This window comes from Mycolicibacterium gilvum, from assembly GCF_900454025.1.
In the GTDB taxonomy this organism is placed as follows: Bacteria; Actinomycetota; Actinomycetes; order Mycobacteriales; family Mycobacteriaceae; genus Mycobacterium; species Mycobacterium gilvum.
In genome coordinates, this window is sequence record NZ_UGQM01000001.1 from 1,881,490 (window position 1) to 1,903,934 (window position 22,445).

Annotated in this window: 20 protein-coding genes and 1 pseudogene; 13 read left to right on the forward strand and 8 right to left on the reverse strand. The window is 66.6% G+C overall.

What is annotated here, in order from left to right; all coding sequences use genetic code 11:
* The first annotated feature begins 47 nt into the window (after positions 1 to 47).
* The 5 genes and pseudogenes from DYE23_RS08890 to DYE23_RS08910 all read left to right on the forward strand — a co-directional run bounded on the left by DYE23_RS08890 (position 48) and on the right by DYE23_RS08910 (position 5,520).
* Positions 48 to 1,163: pseudogene (locus tag DYE23_RS08890) on the forward strand (LLM class flavin-dependent oxidoreductase).
* The gene (locus DYE23_RS08895) at positions 1,160 to 2,341 is read left to right on the forward strand and encodes a sulfotransferase family protein (protein WP_115327024.1); all 1,182 of its coding nucleotides are present in this window, start codon (positions 1,160 to 1,162) and stop codon (positions 2,339 to 2,341) included. The pseudogene DYE23_RS08890 and the gene DYE23_RS08895 overlap by 4 nt, the downstream one beginning before the upstream one ends.
* Positions 2,341 to 3,585 carry a DUF1214 domain-containing protein gene (locus tag DYE23_RS08900; protein WP_115327025.1) on the forward strand — a complete coding sequence of 415 codons (1,245 nt, stop codon included), beginning with the start codon at positions 2,341 to 2,343 and terminating at the stop codon, positions 3,583 to 3,585. Before DYE23_RS08895 ends, DYE23_RS08900 begins: the two co-directional genes overlap by 1 nt.
* Position 3,586: 1 nt before the next feature.
* Entirely contained in the window at positions 3,587 to 4,093 is a 507-nt protein-coding gene (locus tag DYE23_RS08905; protein ID WP_115327026.1) for a VOC family protein, read from the forward strand.
* Positions 4,090 to 5,520, forward strand: coding sequence for a carboxylesterase/lipase family protein (locus tag DYE23_RS08910; RefSeq protein ID WP_115327027.1), 1,431 nt, complete (start codon positions 4,090 to 4,092; stop codon positions 5,518 to 5,520). The genes DYE23_RS08905 and DYE23_RS08910 overlap by 4 nt, the downstream gene beginning before the upstream one ends.
* A gap of 71 nt (positions 5,521 to 5,591) precedes the next feature.
* Here DYE23_RS08910 and DYE23_RS08915 read toward each other — a convergent pair whose 3' ends face one another.
* Together DYE23_RS08915 and DYE23_RS08920 are read right to left on the reverse strand one after the other, a co-directional pair.
* Entirely contained in the window at positions 5,592 to 7,112 is a 1,521-nt protein-coding gene (locus DYE23_RS08915) for an HNH endonuclease signature motif containing protein (protein ID WP_115327028.1), read from the reverse strand.
* 8 nt (positions 7,113 to 7,120) lie between these two features.
* On the reverse strand, positions 7,121 to 8,344 hold the full coding sequence (locus DYE23_RS08920; protein WP_013470473.1) for an ISL3 family transposase: 1,224 nt from the start codon (positions 8,342 to 8,344) through the stop codon (positions 7,121 to 7,123).
* A gap of 335 nt (positions 8,345 to 8,679) precedes the next feature.
* Here DYE23_RS08920 and DYE23_RS08925 point away from each other — a divergent pair, with 335 nt between their 5' ends.
* Positions 8,680 to 8,907, forward strand: a complete 228-nt coding sequence (locus tag DYE23_RS08925) for a hypothetical protein (protein ID WP_115327029.1) — start codon at positions 8,680 to 8,682, stop codon at positions 8,905 to 8,907.
* Positions 8,908 to 8,920: 13 nt separating this feature from the next.
* Entirely contained in the window at positions 8,921 to 10,315 is a 1,395-nt protein-coding gene (locus tag DYE23_RS08930) for a phenylacetate--CoA ligase family protein (protein ID WP_115327030.1), read from the forward strand.
* 36 nt (positions 10,316 to 10,351) lie between these two features.
* Here DYE23_RS08930 and DYE23_RS08935 read toward each other — a convergent pair whose 3' ends face one another.
* Positions 10,352 to 12,232: a S9 family peptidase gene (locus tag DYE23_RS08935; RefSeq protein ID WP_115327031.1), complete on the reverse strand. Its 1,881-nt coding sequence runs from the start codon at positions 12,230 to 12,232 to the stop codon at positions 10,352 to 10,354.
* Positions 12,233 to 12,315: 83 nt separating this feature from the next.
* A complete protein-coding gene (locus tag DYE23_RS08940) occupies positions 12,316 to 12,900 on the reverse strand; it encodes a TetR/AcrR family transcriptional regulator (protein WP_115327032.1) in 585 nt (194 codons plus the stop codon).
* Between the two features lie 167 nt (positions 12,901 to 13,067).
* Between DYE23_RS08940 and DYE23_RS08945 the strand changes: the two genes are divergently transcribed.
* Positions 13,068 to 13,574, forward strand: coding sequence for a DUF2243 domain-containing protein (locus DYE23_RS08945; RefSeq protein WP_115327033.1), 507 nt, complete (start codon positions 13,068 to 13,070; stop codon positions 13,572 to 13,574).
* Positions 13,575 to 13,617: 43 nt separating this feature from the next.
* Here DYE23_RS08945 and DYE23_RS08950 read toward each other — a convergent pair whose 3' ends face one another.
* The gene (locus tag DYE23_RS08950; protein WP_011895234.1) at positions 13,618 to 13,977 is read right to left on the reverse strand and encodes a DUF6319 family protein; all 360 of its coding nucleotides are present in this window, start codon (positions 13,975 to 13,977) and stop codon (positions 13,618 to 13,620) included.
* Between the two features lie 115 nt (positions 13,978 to 14,092).
* Here DYE23_RS08950 and DYE23_RS08955 point away from each other — a divergent pair, with 115 nt between their 5' ends.
* Complete coding sequence (locus tag DYE23_RS08955; protein WP_115327034.1) at positions 14,093 to 15,541, forward strand: aldehyde dehydrogenase; 1,449 nt, start codon at positions 14,093 to 14,095, stop codon at positions 15,539 to 15,541.
* A gap of 17 nt (positions 15,542 to 15,558) precedes the next feature.
* Here DYE23_RS08955 and DYE23_RS08960 read toward each other — a convergent pair whose 3' ends face one another.
* A complete protein-coding gene (locus DYE23_RS08960; protein ID WP_115327035.1) occupies positions 15,559 to 16,236 on the reverse strand; it encodes a Crp/Fnr family transcriptional regulator in 678 nt (225 codons plus the stop codon).
* Between the two features lie 148 nt (positions 16,237 to 16,384).
* Positions 16,385 to 16,942: a hypothetical protein gene (locus tag DYE23_RS08965; RefSeq protein ID WP_115327036.1), complete on the reverse strand. Its 558-nt coding sequence runs from the start codon at positions 16,940 to 16,942 to the stop codon at positions 16,385 to 16,387.
* A gap of 47 nt (positions 16,943 to 16,989) precedes the next feature.
* Here DYE23_RS08965 and DYE23_RS08970 point away from each other — a divergent pair, with 47 nt between their 5' ends.
* On the forward strand, positions 16,990 to 17,781 hold the full coding sequence (locus DYE23_RS08970) for an endonuclease/exonuclease/phosphatase family protein (RefSeq protein ID WP_115327037.1): 792 nt from the start codon (positions 16,990 to 16,992) through the stop codon (positions 17,779 to 17,781).
* 6 nt (positions 17,782 to 17,787) lie between these two features.
* Here DYE23_RS08970 and DYE23_RS08975 read toward each other — a convergent pair whose 3' ends face one another.
* Positions 17,788 to 19,032, reverse strand: coding sequence for a sulfotransferase family protein (locus DYE23_RS08975; protein WP_115327038.1), 1,245 nt, complete (start codon positions 19,030 to 19,032; stop codon positions 17,788 to 17,790).
* A gap of 28 nt (positions 19,033 to 19,060) precedes the next feature.
* Between DYE23_RS08975 and DYE23_RS08980 the strand changes: the two genes are divergently transcribed.
* The 3 genes from DYE23_RS08980 to DYE23_RS08990 all read left to right on the forward strand — a co-directional run bounded on the left by DYE23_RS08980 (position 19,061) and on the right by DYE23_RS08990 (position 22,284).
* A complete protein-coding gene (locus DYE23_RS08980) occupies positions 19,061 to 19,636 on the forward strand; it encodes a TetR/AcrR family transcriptional regulator (protein ID WP_099961188.1) in 576 nt (191 codons plus the stop codon).
* Positions 19,633 to 20,745, forward strand: coding sequence for a DUF1214 domain-containing protein (locus DYE23_RS08985; RefSeq protein ID WP_099961189.1), 1,113 nt, complete (start codon positions 19,633 to 19,635; stop codon positions 20,743 to 20,745). Before DYE23_RS08980 ends, DYE23_RS08985 begins: the two co-directional genes overlap by 4 nt.
* A 144-nt stretch (positions 20,746 to 20,889) precedes the next feature.
* A complete protein-coding gene (locus DYE23_RS08990) occupies positions 20,890 to 22,284 on the forward strand; it encodes an IS1380 family transposase (protein ID WP_115326321.1) in 1,395 nt (464 codons plus the stop codon).
* Positions 22,285 to 22,445 lie beyond the last annotated feature (161 nt).

Here is a 22,445-nt window from a genome sequence, read left to right on the forward strand (position 1 = left end):
CAGCATTACGCTGACGTAGCCGTCATCTCCGGTGTAACTTCCGCTGCATGCCCTTGGAGCTGGCCTCGTTCTTCCGGACGACTCTGCCGCTCGACCTCAAAGGGCTCGAGGCCGCCGACGATGGTCGCTACCACTCGCTCTGGATGCCCGATCACCTCGTGAGCTTCTGGCCGGATTCGATTTGGACACCTGAGTTCACCGACCTCGCCGAGGTCTCGCCGTCGCCCCACCGGTACCTCGATACGCTCGCACTCGCCGGTGCCGTCGCGGTGCGCACCACGCGCACCCGGCTGGCCACAAGTGTGCTGGACACCGTCCGCCGCCACCCGGTGATGCTGGCCTAGTCAGCGCTGACCCTGAGCCATCTGTCCGACGGTCGGTTCATCCTCGGGCTCGGCGCCGGCGAGCGAGAAAACCTGGCGCCCTACGGCTTCGACCCTCGCGGCACGGTGAGCAGGTTCGCCGAGGCGCTGCAGCTGATCAGGCTCCTCTGGAATGCGGACGGCCCGATCGACTTCGCGGGCAGGTACTTCACGCTGGAGCACGCGCGGCTCGACGCCGAGGCGCACCGCAGCGGTCCGCCGCCGATCTGGATCGGCGCCAACGGCCCGCGCATGTTGCACCTCGTCGGTGAGTACGGTGACGGTTGGTGGCCGACCGGCAGCGCCGGACCCGAGACCTATGCCCGCCAGCTGGCCCGTATCCGGGAGGCGGCGGAGCGGGCCGGACGCGACCCCCAGGCGATCACGCCGGCCAAGATGGTCGTCTGCTTGATCGGCGAGCCCGACGAACTTCGCGAGATCCTGCAACGCCCACTGGTGAAGTCACTGGTGCTGCAACTGACGGCCGACGCGCTGGCCGCCACGGGCCACCGCCATCCGATGGGGGAGCACTGGCGCGGCATTCAGGACATCGACCCGCGTGCGCTGACCCGCGACCGGCTGCTGCGGCTGTTCGAACAGGTCGACCCGGCCGCGATCCTGTCGGTCGTCCCGCACGGCACACCGGCGCAGGTGGCTGAGCAGGTTGCCGAGTTCGGCGAGGCGGGCGCCCGGGTCGTGTCGGTGCTCGATTACAGCGGAATGGCCGGGCAGGCCTACGCCGCAGCGTCGGCACGCAAGGTCCGCGAGGTCGAGACGCGGTTGACAGGAAGTGGGGCATGACAATTCTGGACAGCGACGTCCTGATCGCCGACGCGAAGGAGTCGACCGGACTCACCGACTTCGGTGACGACACCCTGCCCGAACGTGTGGCCCTCGTCGTCGAGCGGCTGAACAGCGCCGACCTTGACGAAACAGGTTCGCGTGCAGCAGCTCTCACGATCAACGGACTTCTGACCAGCCGCCTGCACTTCATGGCCGACCGCGTACGGATGCCCCTTGCGGCAGAACGGATCACGGCACCGCTGTTCGCCACCGGTGAGCCGCGGTCGGGCACGACGTTGCTGCACGCGCTGCTCGCCGAGGACGAGACCTCGCGGGCGCTGCGGTTCTGGGAGGTGATGTACCCGTCGCCGCCACCCGGCCCGGCCGTTGGGGCGAGCGAAGCGACGGGGGAACACAGCGCCGACGATCCACGCCGCGCGCAGGCCGATGCCGACTGGCGCGAGATTCTCGACCGCATCCCGCCGTGGATCGTCAGCCACCCTTACAACGATCTGCTCGGCGACGGTCTGCCCGAGTGTGAACGCACGTGGGCCTTCGACTTCCGCGCGACGAACCCGAGCGCGTGGTGGCGGGTTCCCGTAACGATCCAGAACTTCGCGCAGGACCATCACGCGCAGTACGCCCTGCACCACATGATGCTGCAACACATTCAGTACGCCCGCCCGCCGAAACGGTGGGTGCTCAAGGGATTTCACGGGCGACGTCTGGGGGCGCTGTTCGATACCTATCCCGACGCCCGCATCGTCTGGGTGCATCGCGACCCCGTGCAGGTGCTGGCATCGCAGATCGTGGCCTTCGGGCAGATCAACGAGAGCCTCGCGGGGGCGTTGGACTGGACGCAGTACGCCAAGGCCACGATCGAGGGGTCACGGGCCAACTTTCACGCCTACCTCATCGACCCGTTCGTCGACGATCCCCGTATCCATCACGTTCGCTACCGCGACTTCGTCGTCGACCCGGTGGCCACGATCGGCGGCTTCTACGATTTCGCCGAGGTGCCGTTCACCGCACACGCGGAGCAGGCGATGCGCGACTACCTCGCCACCAACCGCAGCGACCGGTACGGGAAATTCACCTATTCCACCGACGTCCTGCCCGTACCGGTGCAGCAGCTGCACGACGAATTCGCCCCCTACCGTGAACGGTTCGGCATCGACATCGAGACGAGGCGTTGATGGCCTTCGGTGACACCGACGACGACGCGCAGCTGCGCGCGGCGTGGCACGAGTTCTGCGACCGGCTCAAGACGGCCGGAGATCTCGCGTTCAAAGACACCTCGCCGCCCAATGCCCTGCAGCGGGCGGACGCATTCCGCTACCTGACACAGAACCTCGGCCAGGCCTACGATCTCGCGCTGGAGACGAAGAACACCCGCTATCCGATGATCCACCCGTTCTGCGGACCGACCCGGAAACTGGGCGGTGACAACGCCGATTTCGTCTATCTGCAGGCGTGGATCGACGGCGCGTCGACCTACCGCATCGCCGGTGACCGGGGCACGGCGCGCTTCCTGAACTTCACCGTCCAGGGCCCGCGCCCCGAAAAGGACGTGTACTACGGCGCCGATCACCCGAACCTGCACGAACCCTTCGGCGACACCCCGGAGGCGAACATCACCGGTGATGACCTGGTCACCGAACCCGACGGCAGCTTCGAACTGTACGTCGGAGGTCCGCGGCGGGAGAGCAATTGGCTCCCCACCACCCCTGGCTCGCGAAAGCTGTTCATGCGGCAGGGTTTCGACTCCTGGACGGAGCGCTCGGCGCAGTTCAGCATCGAACGCATCGACATGGACGAGCCGCGCCCTGCGCCGACCCCGCAGGATCTCATCGCGTCGATGCGGTGGGCCGGTGACTTCCTCACCGGGGTGATGACGGACTGGCCTGACCGCGAACTGCAGATCGGCTCTCTGTTCGGCGAGCCGGAGCCGAATGTGTTTCCGGGCGCCCGTTTCGCCGGCACCGCGGAGCAGCGGGATGCGCGTCGCGGCAGGCTCATCGTGACGATGCCGTGGCACCTGGAACCGGACGAAGCGCTGATCTTCGAGTTCGCCGATGACGGGGAGTTCTGGATGCTGACCAACATGGGCGCGTTCTGGAACAGCATGGACTACCTGTACCGACCGGTCAGCCACACACCGAGTCGATCAGCCATCGATGCCGACGGCCGCGTGCGAATGGTGATGTCGCACAACGACCCCGGCGTGCACAACTGGATCGACACGCAACAGTTCAGCGAGGGCTACCTCACGATGCGTGTCATCGGGAGCCGTCAGCTGCCCGAGGTCAGCACCAGGGTCGTCGCTGCGGCCGAGTTGGACACCGTCCTGCCGCCGGACACCCGACGCGTCACGCCCGAGGAGCGCGTGGTGCACCTGCACGAACGTTTCGACGCCATCCGCCGCAGATACAGGATCTGATATGGACCCCACCCTCCAGGCGCTCGCCGCGTCGGCCTTCGACAACGTCTACCACGTGGGTCACGTTGTCCCCGAACTGGTCTCGGCCATGGAGTCGCTTGCCGACGCCATGCAGATCACGTGGGCGCCGCCGTTCGAGATGCGCAGTGGCTTCGTCCGTCCCGACGGATCGGCTGACGACCAGATCGTGCGCCTGGCGTTCTCCATGTCCGGTCCGCCGTACCTGGAGCTGATCGAGGTCGTCCCTGCCGCCGACTCGATCTTCGCCGAACCGACGCTCGGGGGCATGCACCACGTCGGCTACTACGCACAGCGCTGGCGCGACGATGCTGCGCGGTTACAGGACGAGGGCTGGGAGTTGGAACGGACGGGTGCGGGCGTGGCGTTCCTGCGCGATCCACGCAGTGGACTGCGCGTCGAGGTGGTGAGTGTCAAGGGCCGCGATTTTCTCGCCCGGGTGCTCAGCGGAGAGATGGCGTCGGCCTACCCGTTGTCGGAGCGTCCGTGACCACAGTCGCGCGCACGTCGTTCGGAGCTCTTCGCGGCGAGGCCCTCGACGACGTCGTTGTGTTCCGCGGGGTGCCGTATGCGGCATCACCGACGGGCGAGAGACGTTGGCGCCCAGCACAGCCCGTGAGCGCATGGACTGATGTGCGCGATGCGACCGCTTTCGGGTCGATCCCGCCGCAGGACATCTCGCCCGAACGGCTGGCCAAGCGGGGCCTCACGATGAGCGAAGACTGCCTCACCCTCAATGTCTGGACGCCGGCCGCTGATGACACCCGGCGACCGGTGCTGGTGTTCCTGCACGGCGGCGGGCAGGCACAGGGTCACGGATCCGCACCGCTGCTCGACGGCGCCCGTCTCGCCCGCCGGGGCGACATCGTGGTGGTGACGATCAACTTCCGGCTCGGAGTGCTGGGGTCGCTGTATGCGCCCGACTGGCACGGGGCCGACTCCACGAACCTTACTGTGCGCGACCAGCAGTACGCGCTGCAGTGGGTGCGCAACGAGATCGGTGCCTTCGGTGGTGACCCGAGCGCGGTGACGGTGGCGGGGCAGTCTTCCGGGGCGATCGCAATATCGGCGATGCTCGCCGGCGGATGCGGTCTGTTCGACAGGGCCATCCTGCAGAGCGGCGGTCTGGAACGCGTGCGCTCGACGGAGGCTGCTACAGCGGTCGCTGCGCGACTTCGTGCTCTGATGCGCGATGATGAACCGGGTGTCGATGAAATCCTCGCCGCACAACGCGGTATCGACCCTGGCTTCGTTCCGCCGCAGGGTCCGTTCCATCCCTGTATCGACGGTGACGTGATCGCGGAGCATCCCCTGGTGGTGGCGAGAACGCGATCCATGCCGGCGATCCCGATCCTGGCCGGGACAACCCGCGACGAATGGCGGATCTTCGATGCAGCGTTCGACGACGGCGTCTTCACCGAGCAGTACGTGCGGGACAGGGCGCAGGCCCTCGCCGGCGACCGGCACGATCCGGACGCGGTGGTCGACAGGTACCGCGCCGACCACGGGCCGTTGCGCGACGTCGCCAGTGCGATGGTCACCGACTACCACTTCACCGCGCCGACGGAGCAGTTCGTTCGCGCACACGCCGAACGCGGCAACGCGGTGCTCCGCTATGAACTGCAATGGCCCTCTCCCCGCGCAGGTTTCGGGGCGTGTCACGATTCGTGCCTGGCTCTTGTCTTCGGCAATCTGGATGCTGCGCCTGCGTTGGCCGGCAATGACGAAGCAGCGCGTCACATGTCGGACGTCGTGCAGTCGCTGTGGGTCGACTTCATCCGTGGGGGAGAACCGTGGGAACGGTACGACGGTTCCGGCGGATCCACCATGCTGCTCGGCCGTGAGAGCGGAATCACCCGCGACCACCGCAGCGAACAGCTCGCCATCTGGGAGGGCCGTTATCCCGCCTACGGGTGAGGTGGAGGACGTAGACACCCGCCGCCCACGGAGCATCGGCCCGGCGTCATCGACGTCGGGATCTGTGACCGTCAGGCCGCCCGATTGTCGGGTGGTGCGGGTCCGCCGGGTTCGCCGGGATCATCGAGGGGCGGTGGCGCGTCTGTTTCCGGGTCGCCGATCGCCTGGTCCTCGACGGGTTCGGTTGCCGTGGTGCGGGTTCGGTGGGGTGGTTCCGGGTCTTCGGGTGGTGCCAGGAGTCGTTCGGGCCGGTGGTAGTTGTTGACGCGGGCCTGTCCTGTGTCGAGGTCGGGTGGGGGGATCCATTCGACTTCGCAGCGGTCGTTCATGCGGGTGGTCCAGCCGCCGTCGGTGACCGAGCGATTGTCAGGCCCGCAGGCCAGGCCGAGTTCGTCGATGTTGGTGTTGCCGCCGTGGGCGTAATCGGTCTCGGCGTGATGAACCTGGCAGCCGTAGGCGCCGACGGTGCAGCACGGCTTGGTGCAGCCGCCGTCGCGGGCGATCAGCATGACCCGTTGCGCCGGGGACGCGACACGTCGGGTGCGGAACAGATCCAGCGCGGAGCCGGTCGCGCGGTCGAAGACGGCGAGGTAGTGGTTGGCGTGCCCGGCCATCCGGATCACGTCTTTAATCGGTACGACGGTGCCGCCACCGGTCGTACCAACCCCGGCCCGCGATTCCAGGTCTTGCAGCGTGGTGCGAATGATGATCGACACCGGCAGCCCGTTCAACTGTCCGAGTTCGCCGCTCATCAGCGCGATCCGCCCCACCGCGACGAGCGCGTCGTGCTGGCGTTGAGCCAGGCTGCGCTGATCGTTGTCGATCTGCGCCTGGGTGGGTGTGCCCGAGGTGCAGGGTTCGGGATCGGCCGGGTTGCACATGCCGGGGGCCGCGTACTTGGCGAAGATCACTTCTAATACCGCCCAGGCTTCGGGGGTCAGGGTGCCGGCCACATCGATCATCCCGTCGGGGCGCTGTTTGCCTTTCGTCAGGCCGCGTTTGCGGGCCCGCTCGGTGTCGTCGGGTTCGGGCCCGTCCTGATCCAGCAGGAACAGGGTCAGCTCGGCGGCGTCTCTGAGTTCTTTGGGTCCGTTGCCGACAGCGGTGCGGACCAGGTTGACCTCGAACTGCTCGCGGGTCGCGACATCGACCCACCCGGGGAGTTTCTTGACAGCTTTGCGGATGACCTCGACATGTTCTCCGTTGATCAACCCGCGCGATTGCGCCACGGCAGTCGCGGGCAGCGCCGGGGGCAGGGGCTCCCCGGTCAGCGACTGGCGCGGGGCCAGCAGCGCGGCTTCAGTCAATCGGCGGTGGGCCTCACCGGTGGAGATCCGCCACCGCACCGCCAGGACCTGGTTCCACGATTTGGCGCCCATCTCCCGGGCCGTGGTCTCGACCTGCAACCGCGCCAACAACCGATGACCCACCGCAGGCAACTGACACGACAGTTCCTCGAGCTCATCCAGCGCCGCCACGAGATCCGGCCGGGTCAACAGATCCACGTCTGCGGCCGCGACCTCCTCGAACGCCGCCCGCAACACGGCGATCGAGGTCTGCAGGTCCCCACCCGACATACTTCGAACATACATGCGGCTACTCAGGTTCTCGTGGGTAGTTTCACCTGCAGTCCGCCGAGGCAGAGGTAGATCATCGAGGTGAGTGTTTCGGCGGTGTGGTGGCCGTAGCCGCGTGCGTTGATGAGGCGGATCTTGGCGTTGATACTCTCGGCGAGAGCGTTGGAGATGCCGAGTTCGATGGCGGCCAGGATGCCATCGAAGTAGACCGCGAGTCGTTTGCCGAGCGCGACGAATGCGGGGATGCGGCAGCGTTTGGCAGCGGTGATCCAGGCCTTGAGCAGTGCACGGGCGACGCCGGGTTGGTGGTCGTAGCGGTAGAGATCGCGGGCCTGTTCCTTGAGGGCCCATGCTCGTCCGACTCGTCGATTCTGCTTGGCGATCTGGTTGACCAGTTCGCGTTTGGTGTCGGTGAGTCTGTTCTCGCCGGTGCGTAGCGCCCATCGGGTGGTGCGCCATTGCGCTGAGGACATGTGGACTTTGTCGGGGCCGGCTGCCGCCTCGGAGAAGACGGCGTCGAGGGCGCGGTTGATCCATCGCATGATGTGGAAGCCGTCAAAACAGATGATCGCCTCGGGCACCTTCGAGCGAGTGGCGCCGATGTAGGGCTTGCTGACGTCCATGCTGACGGCTTGGATCTGCTTGAGCATCGAATCAGGTTGAGCTGTATAGAAATCAGTCAAGGATTGCTCGCTGCGGCCGGGTCGGATGTTGACGACGGTGCCGGTATCGTGGTCGCCGATGATGGTCAGATAGCGGTGCGGGTGTCGGTAGCAGATCTCGTCGACACCGATCCGATACAGCGTCTGCAGGCGCCGCTTGTCGAGCAGTTCGGCGACGCCGCGGTTGATGATCGCGGTGACCGATTCCCAGGCGCAGCGCATCAGTGTCGAGACGGTGGTGCGGTCGCTGCGTTGGGCCAACCACAGCACCATGTCTTCGAAGTCGCGGGTGAACCTGGATCCGGGCCGCGCCCAAGGCACCGCTTCGGTGATGACCCCGCAGTCCGGGCAATTCAGGCGGCGGATCTCATTAACCAGCCATAACCGCTTGACCCCGAGATCGAGGTGGCGCCAGCGTCGGCGACGGCGGTCATAGACGCTGGGCTGGCGTTTGCCGCACGGGCAGGTCAAGAGACGGGCAGTAGGGCGCAGGGTTACTTCGACATCACGTTCACCGATGACGACATCGGTCACCGATGCCCCCGGGATCGCCAACAGACGGTTAAATGCAGTACTGACGCGCACGTGGGTCGTCCTCGCGGTTGAGGTTGGTGTGGTAACCCCGAAACCTAGAGGTTCGACCACGTGCGCGTCCTTCATCTCGGCGCTGACACGCCGAAACCCTCACCGCACCAACCGAAAACACTGCTGAACAGCAGAAACGCGCCCACTAGAACACTAGGAGCGCCACATACATTCGACCACCGACAAATCGGATGGTACAAACCAGCTCGCCAGCGCGGGAGGTCCGTACCCCCTTTGGTGACCTCTGCCCCTAGGTAAGGGGCACCCGGACGGGCACGCTGAGTGCGCGGGCGTCCGGTGGCCGTCGGGCGGGTGGGCAATCGAAGGGAATCGCTGTGAACCGTGAAGTATGCAAGTTCCTCTCCGGGGCATTCGGTGCGCTGGCATATGTGCATGCCGCATACGCCGTGGCCACGTCGCGCGGCATCATCAACGAGCCCGTGTTCCTCGGCAGGACGTGGGGTGTCGGCTACATGTGGACCGAGGCCGCCATCTACTCGGCGCTCGGTGTGGCGTTCGGATACGCCGGCTGGAACCGTCGTCCTGCGATACCGCAGACGTGAAGGAGCGAACGGCGTGAGTCGGCTCGAATATACCCGCGCCATCATCGACGCGTACCGGGCCAGTCGTGAGGGCGCAGCCGGCATCGACCGCCGTCAACAACAACGGCTTCGCGAGATCGTCGCCTATGCCCGCGCACACTCGCCTCATTACAGACGGCTTTATCATGATGCGCCGGAATCGATTTCGAGGATCGATCAGCTGCCGCCGGTCACGAAGGCCGAGTTGATGAGTCACTTCGACGACTGGGTGACCGACCCCGCGGTGGCCAAGGAGCGGGTGGAGGAGTTTCTGGCCGATCCCGGAAACATCGGGCGCGACTTCCTCGGCCGTTACGTGGTCTGCACGACCTCGGGAGCGACCGGCGAACCCGCGATCCTGCTGCACGACGCGGTCGCGCTGAGGGTCTACAACATATTGGGTTACGCCCGTTCGGTACCGGTGGCGCTGTTGTCGCCCCGCACGGTATGGGCACTGCTGCGCGGACGCGCCAGGATGGCGGCGGTCTTCGTCACCGGCGGGCACTTCCTGGCCAACACGATGATGGCCCGACGAATCCGCAAGCTGCCGTGGCGGCGTCGGATGCAGCGGATCTTCTCGGCCATGACTCCCCTCGCCGAGTTGATCGCCGATCTCAACGCCTTTCAGCCCGTCGTCCTGGGCGGCTATCCGAGCGCTCTGGTCACCTTGGCCCGCGCACAGCAAGACGGCCGGTTGTGCATCCACCCGGTGATGATCAGCGCGGCGGGGGAGTCGCTGCCCTCGGTGACCCGCCGATTGATCAGTGCGGCATTCGGCTGCCGGGTCGGGAACTATTACGGATCATCTGAAGCCGTAGGCCTGACGTTCGAGTGCAGGGAAGACCGCCTCCACGTCAACAGCGACTGGTACATCGTCGAACCCGTCGACGAACACAACCGAACCGTCCCGGCGGGGCAGCTCTCCGAGGGCGTGCTGGTCACGAACCTGGCCAACAGAATTCAACCGATCATCCGCTACCAGCTGGGTGACCGGGTCACCGTCGACCCCGAGCCGTGCCCGTGCGGCAGCCCTTTCCCGACCATCGACGTCGTCGGCCGCACCGACGACACGTTGACCTTCACAACGCCCGACGGTGGCCAGGTCGAGATCCTGCCACTGGCTGTCGCGACCGTGGCCGAGGAGACCGCGGGCGTGGTGGGTTGTCAGCTGATCCAGCGCGCGCCGACGGCGCTCAGCGTGCGTCTGCGGGTCGAGCCGCCCGAGGAGCAGGACGCGGTGTGGCCGGTGCTGAAAGATCGTCTGGCGGCGTTCCTGTCTGAGCATGGAGCAACCGCGGTGACGATCGAGACGGACGACGAGCCGCCCGCGCTGAATCCCCGAAGCGGGGAGTACCGGCAGGTCTACGTCGACATCGCGGAAACGGCGTAGCACTCCCAAGCCCGGCGCCACCGGCGCGGCGGGCCCTCACGCCCGCCCACCGAGATGCCGCGCAAAGAACCGGACCACCGCCTCCCACATCTCGATGGTGTTCTCCGCGTTGACAGCTCCGTGACCTTCGTCGGTCTGGATGAGGTAATCCACCTCGACGCCTCGGTCACGCAACGCATTGACCAGATTGTCGGATTCGGCCTGCACGACGCGCACATCGTTGGCGCCCTGGATCACGAACAAGGGGGTGCGGATCTGGTCGACTTTCGTGATCGGGGAGCGGGCCATCATGTCGGCGAGCTGTTCGGGGTCGTCGGGATCTCCCACGTAGGCGTGCCAGTTGTTGGCCAGCTGCGGTCGCGCGATCGGCGGCAGGGTCCGCATGAAGTTCGCGAGGTTCGAGATCCCGACGTAATCCACTGCGGCGGCGAAGACGTCGGGGGTGAACGTGACGCCGACCAGCGCCGCATACCCACCGTAGGACCCGCCCAGGATCGCCACTCGGTCCGGATCGGCGTAACCCTGCTCGACTGTCCACTTGACCCCGTCGATCAGGTCGTCGTGCATCTTGCCGGCGAACTCGCCGATCGCCGCCTTCAGGAACGCCTTCCCGAATCCGGTGGACCCGCGAAAGTTGACCTGCAGCACGGCATATCCGCGGTTGGCCAACAACTGCACATGGCCGTCGAAGCCCCAACTGTCGCGGAACCACGGCCCGCCGTGCACCACGAGAACCAGCGGCAGCGACATCGCTTCCACCCCCACCGGTAGCGTCAGATACGACTGCAACGGCAGACCGTCGCGCGCGGTGATCGTCACGGGCCGCATCGGGGCGAGCTGCGAAGGGTCCAACTCCGGCAGCGGCCGGAACAACAGCCGACTCTCGCCTGTGCTGTGGTCGTACAGGTACGTCGCGCCGGGGTCCCGGTCGTGGTTGAACCCGACGATCCAGCGCACTCCGTTCTCGTCGGACGAAAGGTTGCCGAGGTCGCCGTCCGACAGCTTCTCCAGGTTGGCCAGGATGTCACCGAACCGGGTGTCGAGAGCCCGGATCGTCTGTCGCTCACCGTAGTAGCGAACCCCGAGCAGCTCGCCGGTGCGACGATCCTGGATCAGCGGCGCCGGAAGGAGCGGGCTGACAGCCGCCCGTGGGTCGACATCGAACGTCGGGTGACTGTCGACGTCGGTCTCCTCGCCGGTGGCGAGGTCGACGTGCACCAGGCGGGTGCGGTCCGTGCCGCGATTGGACCCCAGCCACACGCCGGTGCCGTCGGGGGTGAGAACCAAGGGGTGGATGCCGATGGGGTAGTCGGTGCCGTCGAACCGGATGATCGGTCGCAGGGCCTCGTCGTCGCGATCCCATCGGGACAATTCCAGGTCACCGTCGGCGGTCAGCGCGGTGGCGAAGAGGTCCCCGTCATCGCTGGACAACCACCCGTTGACGTGGCCGGGATTCTTCGCGATCAAGGTGAGATTCCCAGTGGCGATGTCGAGTTCGTGGATGTCGAGTAGGGTGGCGTCGCGGTTGTTCACCATCACCGTGGTTCTGCCGTTCTTGACTTCCCGGACCGGCAGAGCCATCGCACCCGGGAATGGTGTCAGGTCGACCGCGGGCGCATCGGAATCATCGAGATCCACCCGGTGGACGTGCCAGTTCTCGTCACCGTTGGTGTCCTGCAGGTAGATCAGCCATCGGGGATCGTCGGTCCACTCGAAGTGCAGGACGCTGCGATTGTCGTCATCGGTGACGCGCCGGAGCCCGCCGGACTCGGAATCGAGGTTCTCGACCCAGACGTTCAGGCGATTGTTCGACGGTGCCAGAAAAGCCATCCGGGTGCCGTCTGGAGATATCTTCGCCGCGGCGCGGGTCGGCGGGTTGAAGAAGTCCTCGACGGGAATCAGGTCGGGAAAAGCCATGGTGGTGGTCCTCTCGTGGTACGGGCAGGGTTCATCGCACCGCCGGGGTCACGGCGGTGGGTTCAGAACGGTTGTGGGAACTGCTATTTCACGGTGACAGGACCGCCGAGTCGGCCGTTGGTGGCATCGCGGATCGCGCGGTCGATCAACGCCAGGGCTTCCTCCTGCGTGACCTTCTCCTTGTCGACGATGGCGCGGCGGCCGACATCTTCGTCCACCACCCGAAATGCTGCGGTGACCGCCGCCGCGCACAGGCGCGCGGTGAGGTCGTCGTCCGGAAGTCCCAGCCGCCGGGCGATGACAGGAACGAACGTGCGCTCCATCTCGTCGTGCACCATCAGGTACGAGGTCCGCAGCGCCGGCTCGGTCGCCGACATGGTCGCGATCCGCAGTGCGGCGACCTCGTCGGCGATCTCGCGTTCGGAGAGCGGGTTCTCGATCATGTCGGCAGCCATGTGCTCGGCCAGCGACAGTTCGGCGGGCCAGCGTTCGGCCAACCCGATGAAGCGCTTCGCCGACAACGCCAGCACCGGCTCGACGCAGCTCTCCTTGCAGCGGAAGTACCGCCAGATCGTTCGGGTCGACAACCCGGCTTCCGCCGCGATGTCGTCGCCGGTCGTCGCCGCGACGCCCCGTTCCCAGAACAGATCGCACGCGATGCGGGACACGCGCAGCCGGGCGCTGGCTTGCTTGTCGTCGGTCGTGTTCGTCGACGTGGCGCGGGTGATGTCAGAACCTCCTTGTCACTTAGTGACACCACCACAGTGTCACTAAGTGACAAGCCCGTCAAGGCGCCGCTACGTTTTCACCCGACTCCGCGGGGTACCTCGGGGCGATGACCAGCACGACCGCTACGAAACCCAGTGTTGCGCCGGGACTCCTCCTCGGTCTGGGCCTGGGAGGCTTCATCGACGGCATCGTCCTGCACGAGATCCTGCAGTGGCACCACATGGTGAGTCACGTGGAGGACTACCCGGTGGACACGCTCGCCGGACTGGAAGTCAACGTTCTCGCCGACGGCTTCTTCCACGTGGCGACCTGGCTACTCGTGTGGGCCGGAACCATTGCGCTCCTCATGTCCTGGCGCCGAGGGCGCCTGGCGCCCAACTGGTCGTTCCATTTCGGTCTACTGCTGGCCGGCTGGGGCATCTTCAACGTCGTCGAGGGGCTCATCGACCACCAGATCCTGCAGATCCACCATGTGCGCGACGATCTCGGCGGGCCGATGTCATGGGACATCGGGTTCCTGGCGTTCGGCGCGCTCCTGGTGCTCGGCGGTTGGCTGATCTATCGACGCGGTGCGCGCAGAATGGGCGATCAGGCCGGAGCGGACATCCGCTGATCCGACGCGCTCATCCTGTGGAACACAGGCGGGATCGGGGATCTCAGTCCAGATTTGCCAGGGCCCTGCGTGCGGCATCGAGTTCGGCCTCCAGTGCGGCGACTCGGGCCGCCTGCTGCGAGCGCGCCTGCTCGATGACTGCGTCGATCGGGGTCGCGAGGTCCTCGTGCAGTTCCCCCGCTGCGCGGGATACAGCGGCCGCCGCTACCGGCAGGTTCCGGACGACGTACGTGCTGCCCTGCTTGAGTTCCGCGTGCCATTCGCCGTCGGCGGTCCCTGTCACTGTGAGCGTCAGCTCGATGGTCTTGGCTTTTCTGCCGGCGCGTTTGGTCGGCGGCTTCGCTACAGTCTCCGCAGTCGGCGACTCGGTAGATGGTGCTGCTGCCAGTGTGTCTACAGTCATCGGCGGGACCTCCTTCGCGTCTCGCCCGCGACGCGCGGGCGGCCGCACCAGTAGAACACACGTTCGACAGGTCGCCAACCGGCCGCGATTCAGGTACCGAAAGAGGGTCACAGCTATGACGCAGATCGTCGACACCGCAGGGGTATTCGTCGGCGGCGAGTTCCGTCGGACGGACCGGACGGTTCCGGTGTTCGAGGCGGCTACCGGTGAAATTCTGGGGGAGGGCCCCAGTGCGGCGGCCGCTGACATCGACGACGCGGTGGCTGCCGCGCGCGGCGAGGGCGCGGCAAAGTGGCGCGCCGCCACCGTCGACGAGCGCGCTGAGGGCCTGAAGCGCTTCGCGACGGCATTACGCGCCAGGGCGCAGCACACGTCGGCCTTGGTGAGCCGCGAGAATGGGATGCCGATCACGTTGTCGCGCGCCGTGAACGGCGCGTTCCCGTCCGTGCTCGTCAACTACTACGCCAAGCTCATCAGGGGCTGGACGGCCGAGGAAGTTCGGCCCGCGCTGGTCGGGCACACCATCGTGCGCCGCGAACCGATCGGCGTCGTCGGCGCCATCACGCCGTGGAACTATCCGCAGGCGCTGGCGGTGATGAAAATCGCCCCCGCGCTGGCAGCCGGATGTTCCGTGGTGCTCAAAGCATCGCCCGAAACGGCCCTGGACGCAATGGTTTTCGCCGAAGCTGCCGATGAGGCGGGGCTGCCACCGGGTGTGCTCAACGTCGTGCCCGGAGATGCCGAGGCGGGTGCGCACCTGGTGACCCATCCGGGTGTCGACAAGGTCGCCTTCACCGGCTCCACCAACGCCGGACGCGTCATTGGCGCCGAATGCGGCCGTCTGATCCGGCCGGTCACCCTTGAGTTGGGGGGCAAGAGCGCGGCTGTGATCCTTGATGACGCTGATCTCGACACCACCGTCAACGGTCTTCGGACGGCATCTTTCGTCAACAACGGGCAGACCTGCCACCTCAGTTCGCGCATCTTGGTGCCCGCGAAGCGATACGCCGAGTTCATCTCGGCGATAGCGGAATTGGCTGACAGCCTGACCGTCGGCGATCCTCTCGACGAGAAGACCGAGATAGGACCCCTGGTCAGCGAGCGTCAACGAGAGCGGGTTCTCGACTACGTCCAGGTGGGCCGCGATTCCGGTGCGCGGCTCGTCGCGGGGGGCTCGGTGCCCACCGGCCTAGAGCGCGGGTGGTACGTCGCGCCGACGGTCTTCGCCGACGTGGACAACTCGGATCGGCTTGCGCAGGAGGAGATCTTCGGGCCGGTGATCACGATTACCGCGTACGCGGACGACGCCGACGCGGTCCGGCTGGCCAACGACACCGAGTTCGGCCTCGCCGGAACCGTCTGGTCGCAGGACAGCGCGCGTGCAACCGAGATCGCACGGGCGATGCACACGGGCTCGGTGGGTGTGAACCACTACCAGCTCGATATCCAATCTCCGTTCGGTGGAATTAAATCCAGCGGTCTGGGCCGCGAGTTGGGTCCGGAAGGGCTCGATGCATACCTCGTCACGAAGTCCATTTACCAGGCTGATCCGTTCCCGGAGTAGCGAGGTACCGGCGACGCCTACTGTTGCGCGCGCCTGGCCAACCGGGCCGGGTCGTGGATGATCGTCGTCCTGCCGCGCTGCTCGATCCACCCGCGCTGCACGAAATCGGCGAGTGCCTTGTTGATCGTCTCGCGGGACGACCCGGCGAGCTGAGCGATCTCTTCCTGGGTGAGTCCGTGATCCACCCGCAACGAACCCTCCTGCTGCACACCGAATCGGCGTGCCAGGTCGAGCAACTGTTTGGCGACCCGCCCGGGCACATCGGTGAAGATCAGGTCGGACAGCGCGTCGTTGGTGCGTCGCAGCCGGCGTGCGAGGACGCGCAGCAACTGCTCGGCGATCTCAGGCCGTTCGGCGATCCAGAAGCGCAGTGCGTCGCGGTCCATCATGACGGCGTGCAGGGCCGTCAGCGCCGTCACCGAGGATGTTCGCGGACCCGGATCGAAGATGGCGAGCTCGCCGAACATGTCCGACGGGCCCATCAGTGTCAGCAGGCTCTCGCGGCCGTCGGGTGAGGTGCAGCCGATCTTCGCCCGACCCGAAGTGATGATGTAGAGGGTGTCGCCGAGGTCGCCCTCGTTGAACACGCGGTGGCCGCGGGGAAACGACACCTTCTGGAGCTGACTGCACAACGCCGCGGCGGCACCCGGATCGACATCCTGGAAGATCGCGGCCCGCGCCAGTACCTCGTCCACAGTGCCCCTTCTGGCCAACGCGCCTTCCCTGCCCATGCGCCTGCACTACGGACGCCACGCGAGCAAGAGCCTCCGTAAATTAGCAGCTCGGGATCGGCCGCGCGACCCGTCCCCGCCGGGGTGCCGGACCATCGAACGTCAGGCGATCTCAGTGGTGTTCGGCGATCCCGAGACTGTCACACAGTGACAGAAATGCCACGGCGAACGGATTCTCGGCCGTCGCCCGCCGCAGCTGCGCCCAGTCGAGCTGCTCCCGCACGGCGCGCACGGGCCCGAAGAGCTTCTCGAAGTCGCAGTGATGCTCGTGCAGCGCGCGCAGCTTCTGGGTGACGACTTCCGTCGGGGCGAGCACCGGGATGGCCAGCGCCAGGACGTCGGTGACCTCGGCGCGCTCGATGAGCGCGGCGTCGACCGGCACCCGGTTGATCTGATGGAGGACGTCGATCAGGACCGGCCCGTCGACCGAGAAGGCCGCCTTGAACAACCACTCCTCGGGCGGGCGCCGGATGTCGAAGCCGGCTTTCGACAGTGTGGCCGCGGCCGCCTCCGCGTCCTGCTCGGCCACCACGAAGTCGACGTCGTGGACGGGTTCGGGTGCGCCGTGCACCCACAGGGCATAACTGCCTGCCAGGGCGAACGGCGGCCCGTCTGCCTTGAGCGCCGACGCGGCCCGTCTGAGCGCCTCGCGCAGATCGTCCTGGGACATGCACACCGCCCGTGGGTTTGGGTCTGAGGATGGGTAGAGGGGTACCCATGAAGCTGGTGACCTTCAACATCCTGCACGGGCGAACGCCCGGCGCCGAGGTGGACCTGGACCGCTTCGTCGATTGTGTCGCCGGTCTGGACGCCGACATCCTGGCGTTGCAGGAGGTCGATTCCATCCAGGCGCGCTCCGGTCTGGCCGACCTCACTGCGCTGGCGGCCGAGGCGATGGGGGCGCGCAGCCACCGCTTCGTCGCCGCGATCGCAGGCACCCCGGGTGCGACGTGGATGGCGGCGACGGGGGAGGAGCAGCCCGGCACGGCGGCCTACGGGGTCGCGCTGCTGTCCCGGTACCCGGCGGTGAGTTGGCAGGTGGCGCGTCTGCCGCGGATCCCGTTCCCCTTCCCGCTGTACCTGCGCGAGCCGCGGAAGGTCGTCGTCGTGCACGAGGAGCCGCGCGCGGCCGTGATCGGCCGGTTCGACACACCGCTGGGTGAGCTCACCGTGGCCAACACCCACCTGTCGTTCGTGCCCGGCTGGAATCGGTACCAACTCCATCACCTGATGCGTGACGTCCGTGGGCTGCCGTCGCCGTGGATCGTGACCGGTGATCTGAACATGCCGGCCAAGCCGGCCCGCCGCTGGTCCCGGTTGCGCTGCCTGGCCTCCGCGCCGACCTTTCCCGCCGATCGCCCCACCCGCCAGCTCGACCACGTGCTGACCGATGAGCCCGCGTTCACGATTCGTTCGTACGACACCCCGGAGATGGCGATATCGGATCACCGCCCGTTGGTCGTGGACCTGGGGCGCATCGGGCACGGAAATGATTCGGCAGCACGATGATTCGACTCAGCTCAGGAAGCGCGCGGAGTACGGTGCGAACCGTTCGCGCAACTCCTCGGGATCGAGCCCGAACATGTCCGCGGAGGTGTGCACGCGGCCGTGCCTGCCGCGCCGATGGCTCTGGAGGTACTGCGCGACGGCAGTTCGGGACCGACCGTCGAAGTCCTCCCCGGTCAGCGCGTAGATGGACTCGGCGACACCGAGTTCATCGGCCATGAAGTCGTCGAACCGGACGTCGAGCGATCGGTCCGGGGCGATCACCTCGCGGTCGCGGACGCACGCGTCGAGCAACTTCTCCAGGCGGTCCACCCATGCCGCGGCGACGGCCGGGACGTCCACGTGGTCTCGGTGCATCCGCGCCGAATAGGTGACCATCGCGATCATCGACAGCGCGACGGGCACCGGATCCCGGTGGGTGAAGACCACACGCACCCCGGGCAATACCCGACCGATGACCGGAAGCTGGGCGAGATGCTGCGGCGACTTGAGTACCCAGCGGCCTCCGCCGCGCAGAAACTGCAGCGCCTTGAGTTGCGTGACCAGGTACTCGTAGGTCGGCGTCTGATCGCGGTTCCAGTAGTACTCGGTCCAGCGCGGCACGTGGGCCAGCGTCTCCATCAACATGGTCGAGAAGTCGTTGGCGAGCAACTGGATCTCCTCATGCGCATGGTCGGTGGTCATCTCGTGCATCAGTGCGAAGTGGGGCATCAGCAGGTCCATCGTCTGCAGCGCAAGGTCCATCCGGCCGATGCGGGGGTCCGGTTCCACTCCCGCCTCTGCCGGCAGCGGGAACGGCTCGACACTCTCCCAGTACGGCAGGCTGCGGAACGTCGGCGCGGCGGCGAGCAGATTGTGCAGATGGGTTGTGCCCGACCGGGGCAGGCCGGCGATCACCACCGGCGGCAGGAGTTCGATCTCCTCGATCTCGGGATGCCGGGTGAGCAGGTCGGTCAGAAGCAGACGGTTCTTCAGCCACTGGACGAGCTGCACGTGGAAGTTCACGACGCCCGGCGCATGCATGTCGATCTCGCGGAGTTCCGCCAGGTACATCTCCAATCGTTCCCGGTAGTCGTCGGGGCCGAAGTCGTCGAGCCCGGTCGCCTCGCGCGCGCGGGAGTGCAGCACCTCCGCGTCGAGTGGACAGTCGGCGGCCAGGCTCGCCATCAGTTCCCGAAGTTGTTGTGCCTCAGGGGAGTACCGGGGTTCGGCGAGGTCATCGAGATGAACTGTGCCTTCTGTGGTGTCCGTCACAGAGCGTTATGTTACTCTGAGTATCGTAATGACGACGGACATCGGTCGACCCAGAAACAGGGCGATCGCCGACGCGGTGCTCCGCGCGACGGTCGAGCTCCTCGCCGAGTCCTCCTATGCCGAGCTGTCACTCGACGCGGTCGCCGCGCGTGCGGGAACCAGCAAGCCCGCCATCTACCGCCGATGGCGGGGCAAGGCGCACCTCGTGCACGAGGCGGTGTTCCCCCTCGGCGCCGACACGGCGATACCCGGGAGCGGTTCGCTCGAAGCCGATGTCCGTGAGATGACACGCCGCACCCTGGCCGTGCTGAGCACACCGGCGGCACTCGCGGCGCTGCCCGGCCTCGTCGGCGAGATGGCCTCGGATCCCACGCTGCACACCGCCCTGCTGGAACGCTTCGGCGACATCCTGGTGCGCGGCCTCACCGAGTTCCTCGAATCCGCGGTGCGGCGCGGCGACGTGCGTCCCGATGTCACGGCCTCCGAACTGGCCGAAGCCGTCGCGGGAATGACGTTGCTGGCCTTGCTCACCCGCGGCACCGCGGTCGACGAGGCGTGGCTCGACAGGACGGCGAGACTCATCACGAAAGGAATCAGTGCGTGACCACCGAATCTCATGAGGCCACCGCCGCATGGCGTGAGCTGCTCGACACCCTGCGGACCCTGGATGCGTCGTTCATGTCCGGCCCCAAGGCGGTCGGAGACGATCGGCACGTCGCCGACGGATACCGCATGCTGGCCACCACGCTCGGGGTCGCCTTCGACACCTACCTGTTCGCCGATCCGAGTCGGCCGCGCTGGCTGGAGCTGAACTCACCGTTCCGGCCGGACCGTCGCTGGGGCGGCGACAACACCGACGCCGTTTATTTCATGTGCCCGGTCGACCCTGATCGGCGATACCGGATCAGCGGCAATCGCGGTGACAGCGTGTATTTTTCGATGACCGCCTACAACGAACCCGCGCCGGGCGCCTGGTCGGACAAGATCGTCGCGATCGTGCGCGACGACGACCTCGACATCGACGCCGAGGGTGACTTCTCGTTCGAATTCGGACCCCAACCGGACGCCGCGGTGCTGGTGACGCGCGACTATCAGGCCGACCCTCTGGTGGGACGGGCCGCGACATGGACGATCGAGGCACTCGAACCCCCCGACCCCTTCCGCCACGGCGAGGCCGAGACAGCGGCCGCGCTGCGCGCGAGTGCGGCATGGATGCGGACGATGTTCGCGATCCTCCCGCTGTCGGTCGGGGTGAAGAACGCCGACGCGCATGAACTGGGCCACGAAACAGCGCTGGTGGCCAATGATTTCGCCGATCCCTACCAGGTTCCCGACGCCAACTTCGGGTGGTCGGCCCGTGACGCCTGCTACTCGTACGGCAGTTTCGACCTCGCCGAGGACGAAGCGCTGGTGATCACGCACCGCCCACCGGCATGCCGGTTCTGGAACTTGGTGGTGTGGAATCAGTTCATGGCCGTACCCGGTGTCGAGGACGCCCGGAGCTCGGTCAACGGGTACACCGCCGCGCCCAACGGTGACGGCTCGGTGACCGTCGTGCTGTCGCGCGGTATGACCGCCCATCCGAACTCGCTGACGACCCTGGACTATCCGCGCGGAAATCTCGCCTTCCGCTGGTTCCTGGCCGACGAGGTGCCCGCCCGCCCCGAGGTGCGACTGGTGAAGGTCTCCGACGCGCCCACCGCGGTGACGTAACCCCGCGGGGCAAGAGGGGACTTAGCCTTGATCCACCGATCGAATAGGAGTTGGGGCGGGTTGTAAAAACGAAATGCCCTGTCGCGGTGAAAGAATGGGATTTGTCTAGGATCACATTCGGTCAGAACGAAGGGCATCTCGTAGATGCAACTATCTCACACTCGTCCTGTGGCGTCAGCCCGCTTTGATGACCCCAATCTGGTGTCGTGTGCCGGGCTGGTCCCGATGGCCGCTCTGGCTCATCAGTGCGGGTTGAGCAGCCTGGCTGATGAGCACATCACGGTGCCGACCGACAAGGGCGCCAACGCCGGGGCGAAAGTCTTGTCGCTGGTCGCGGGCATGGTAGCTGGTGCTGACAGCATCGATGACATGGCCTTGCTGCGCCACGGCGCGATGGGCACCGTGTTCGACCGCCCGTACGCCCCGTCGACGCTGGGATCGTTCCTGCGCGAATTCAGCTTCGGTCATGTCCGCCAACTCGACGCCGTGGCGGCGCGGTTGCTGGCCGGTCTGCACGAACGCACTCCGGTGCTGGCCGGTGTTGACGGTCCGGTGTGTGTTGATCTCGATGACACCATCATCGAAGTGCACGGCTACACCAAACAGGGATCTGGTTACGGATACTCCGGGGTCCGTGGGTTAAATGCGCTGATCGCCACGCTCACCACTGAGCATGGTGCACCGATCATCTGCGGCCAACGCCTACGCAAAGGCGCCTGCGGATCAGCACGTGGAGCTGCCCGCATCGTCGGCGACACGCTGGCCACCGTGACACGACTGCGCTCTTCGGCGGCAGCCACCCGGCCGCTGCTGCGAGCCGACTCGGCGTTCTACGGCTACCCAACCGTGGCGGCTGCTCTGCGCGGTGGTGCCGACGTGTCGATCACCGTGCGCCTGGACCCAAAAGTCAAAGCCGCCATCGCCGCCATACCCGAGGACGCCTGGATCCCGATCCAGTACACCGACGCGATCTACGACGAGAACACCCAGCGCTGGATCTCGCGCGCCGAGGTCGCCGAGATCGACTTCACCGCGTTCAGCTCCCGCAAAACCAGCGAGCAGATCCCCGGCAGGCTGGTGGTGCGGCGCATCCCCGACCTCAACCCCGCCAGCGGCGAGGGGCAGACCACCCTGTTCGACACCTGGCGCTTCCATGCCTTCTTCACCACCACCGACCTCGATACCGTCACCGCCGACAAGACCCACCGCGGCCACGCGCTCATCGAGCAGGTCCACGCCGACCTCAAAGACTCTGCTCTGGCCCATCTGCCCTCGGGGCGATTCGGCGCCAACGCCGCCTGGCTGGTGTGCGCAGCGATGGCGTTCAACCTCACCCGCGCCGCGGCCACCCTGACCGGACCAGCGCTGGCCAAAGCCCGCACCGGCACCATCCGCCGCACCCTGATCAGCGTGCCGGCACGCATCGCCTCCTCGGCCCGACGCCTGACCCTGCACCTGCCACGCAACTGGCCCTGGGAAACCGCGTGGAACACCCTGTTCCACAGTCTGTTTGGCCGAAACCGGCCACTGCTGGCCTAACAGAGCAACCCCAACCGCCCGCACGAGACGAAAGACCCACAGGAACAAGCCGATACCGAGATCGGGCCATCACACACACCCACCTCACGGCACACCCCGGGCCCAACGCACACAATCGAAATCGACTTCACACCGACAGCTCACCGGTGGATCGAGGCTTA

Excerpts from the sequence above, each read along its gene's own strand:
- DYE23_RS08965 (WP_115327036.1), bottom strand. The coding sequence starts at position 16,942 with ATGTCCCAGGACGATCTGCGCGAGGCGCTCAGACGGGCCGCGTCGGCG.
- DYE23_RS08895 (WP_115327024.1), top strand. The coding sequence starts at position 1,160 with ATGACAATTCTGGACAGCGACGTCCTGATCGCCGACGCGAAGGAGTCG.
- DYE23_RS08935 (WP_115327031.1), bottom strand. The coding sequence starts at position 12,232 with ATGGCTTTTCCCGACCTGATTCCCGTCGAGGACTTCTTCAACCCGCCG.
- DYE23_RS08970 (WP_115327037.1), top strand. The coding sequence starts at position 16,990 with ATGAAGCTGGTGACCTTCAACATCCTGCACGGGCGAACGCCCGGCGCC.
- DYE23_RS08990 (WP_115326321.1), top strand. The coding sequence starts at position 20,890 with ATGCAACTATCTCACACTCGTCCTGTGGCGTCAGCCCGCTTTGATGAC.
- DYE23_RS08905 (WP_115327026.1), top strand. The coding sequence starts at position 3,587 with ATGGACCCCACCCTCCAGGCGCTCGCCGCGTCGGCCTTCGACAACGTC.
- DYE23_RS08955 (WP_115327034.1), top strand. The coding sequence starts at position 14,093 with ATGACGCAGATCGTCGACACCGCAGGGGTATTCGTCGGCGGCGAGTTC.
- DYE23_RS08945 (WP_115327033.1), top strand. The coding sequence starts at position 13,068 with ATGACCAGCACGACCGCTACGAAACCCAGTGTTGCGCCGGGACTCCTC.
- DYE23_RS08980 (WP_099961188.1), top strand. The coding sequence starts at position 19,061 with ATGACGACGGACATCGGTCGACCCAGAAACAGGGCGATCGCCGACGCG.
- DYE23_RS08950 (WP_011895234.1), bottom strand. The coding sequence starts at position 13,977 with ATGACTGTAGACACACTGGCAGCAGCACCATCTACCGAGTCGCCGACT.
- DYE23_RS08915 (WP_115327028.1), bottom strand. The coding sequence starts at position 7,112 with ATGTATGTTCGAAGTATGTCGGGTGGGGACCTGCAGACCTCGATCGCC.
- DYE23_RS08900 (WP_115327025.1), top strand. The coding sequence starts at position 2,341 with ATGGCCTTCGGTGACACCGACGACGACGCGCAGCTGCGCGCGGCGTGG.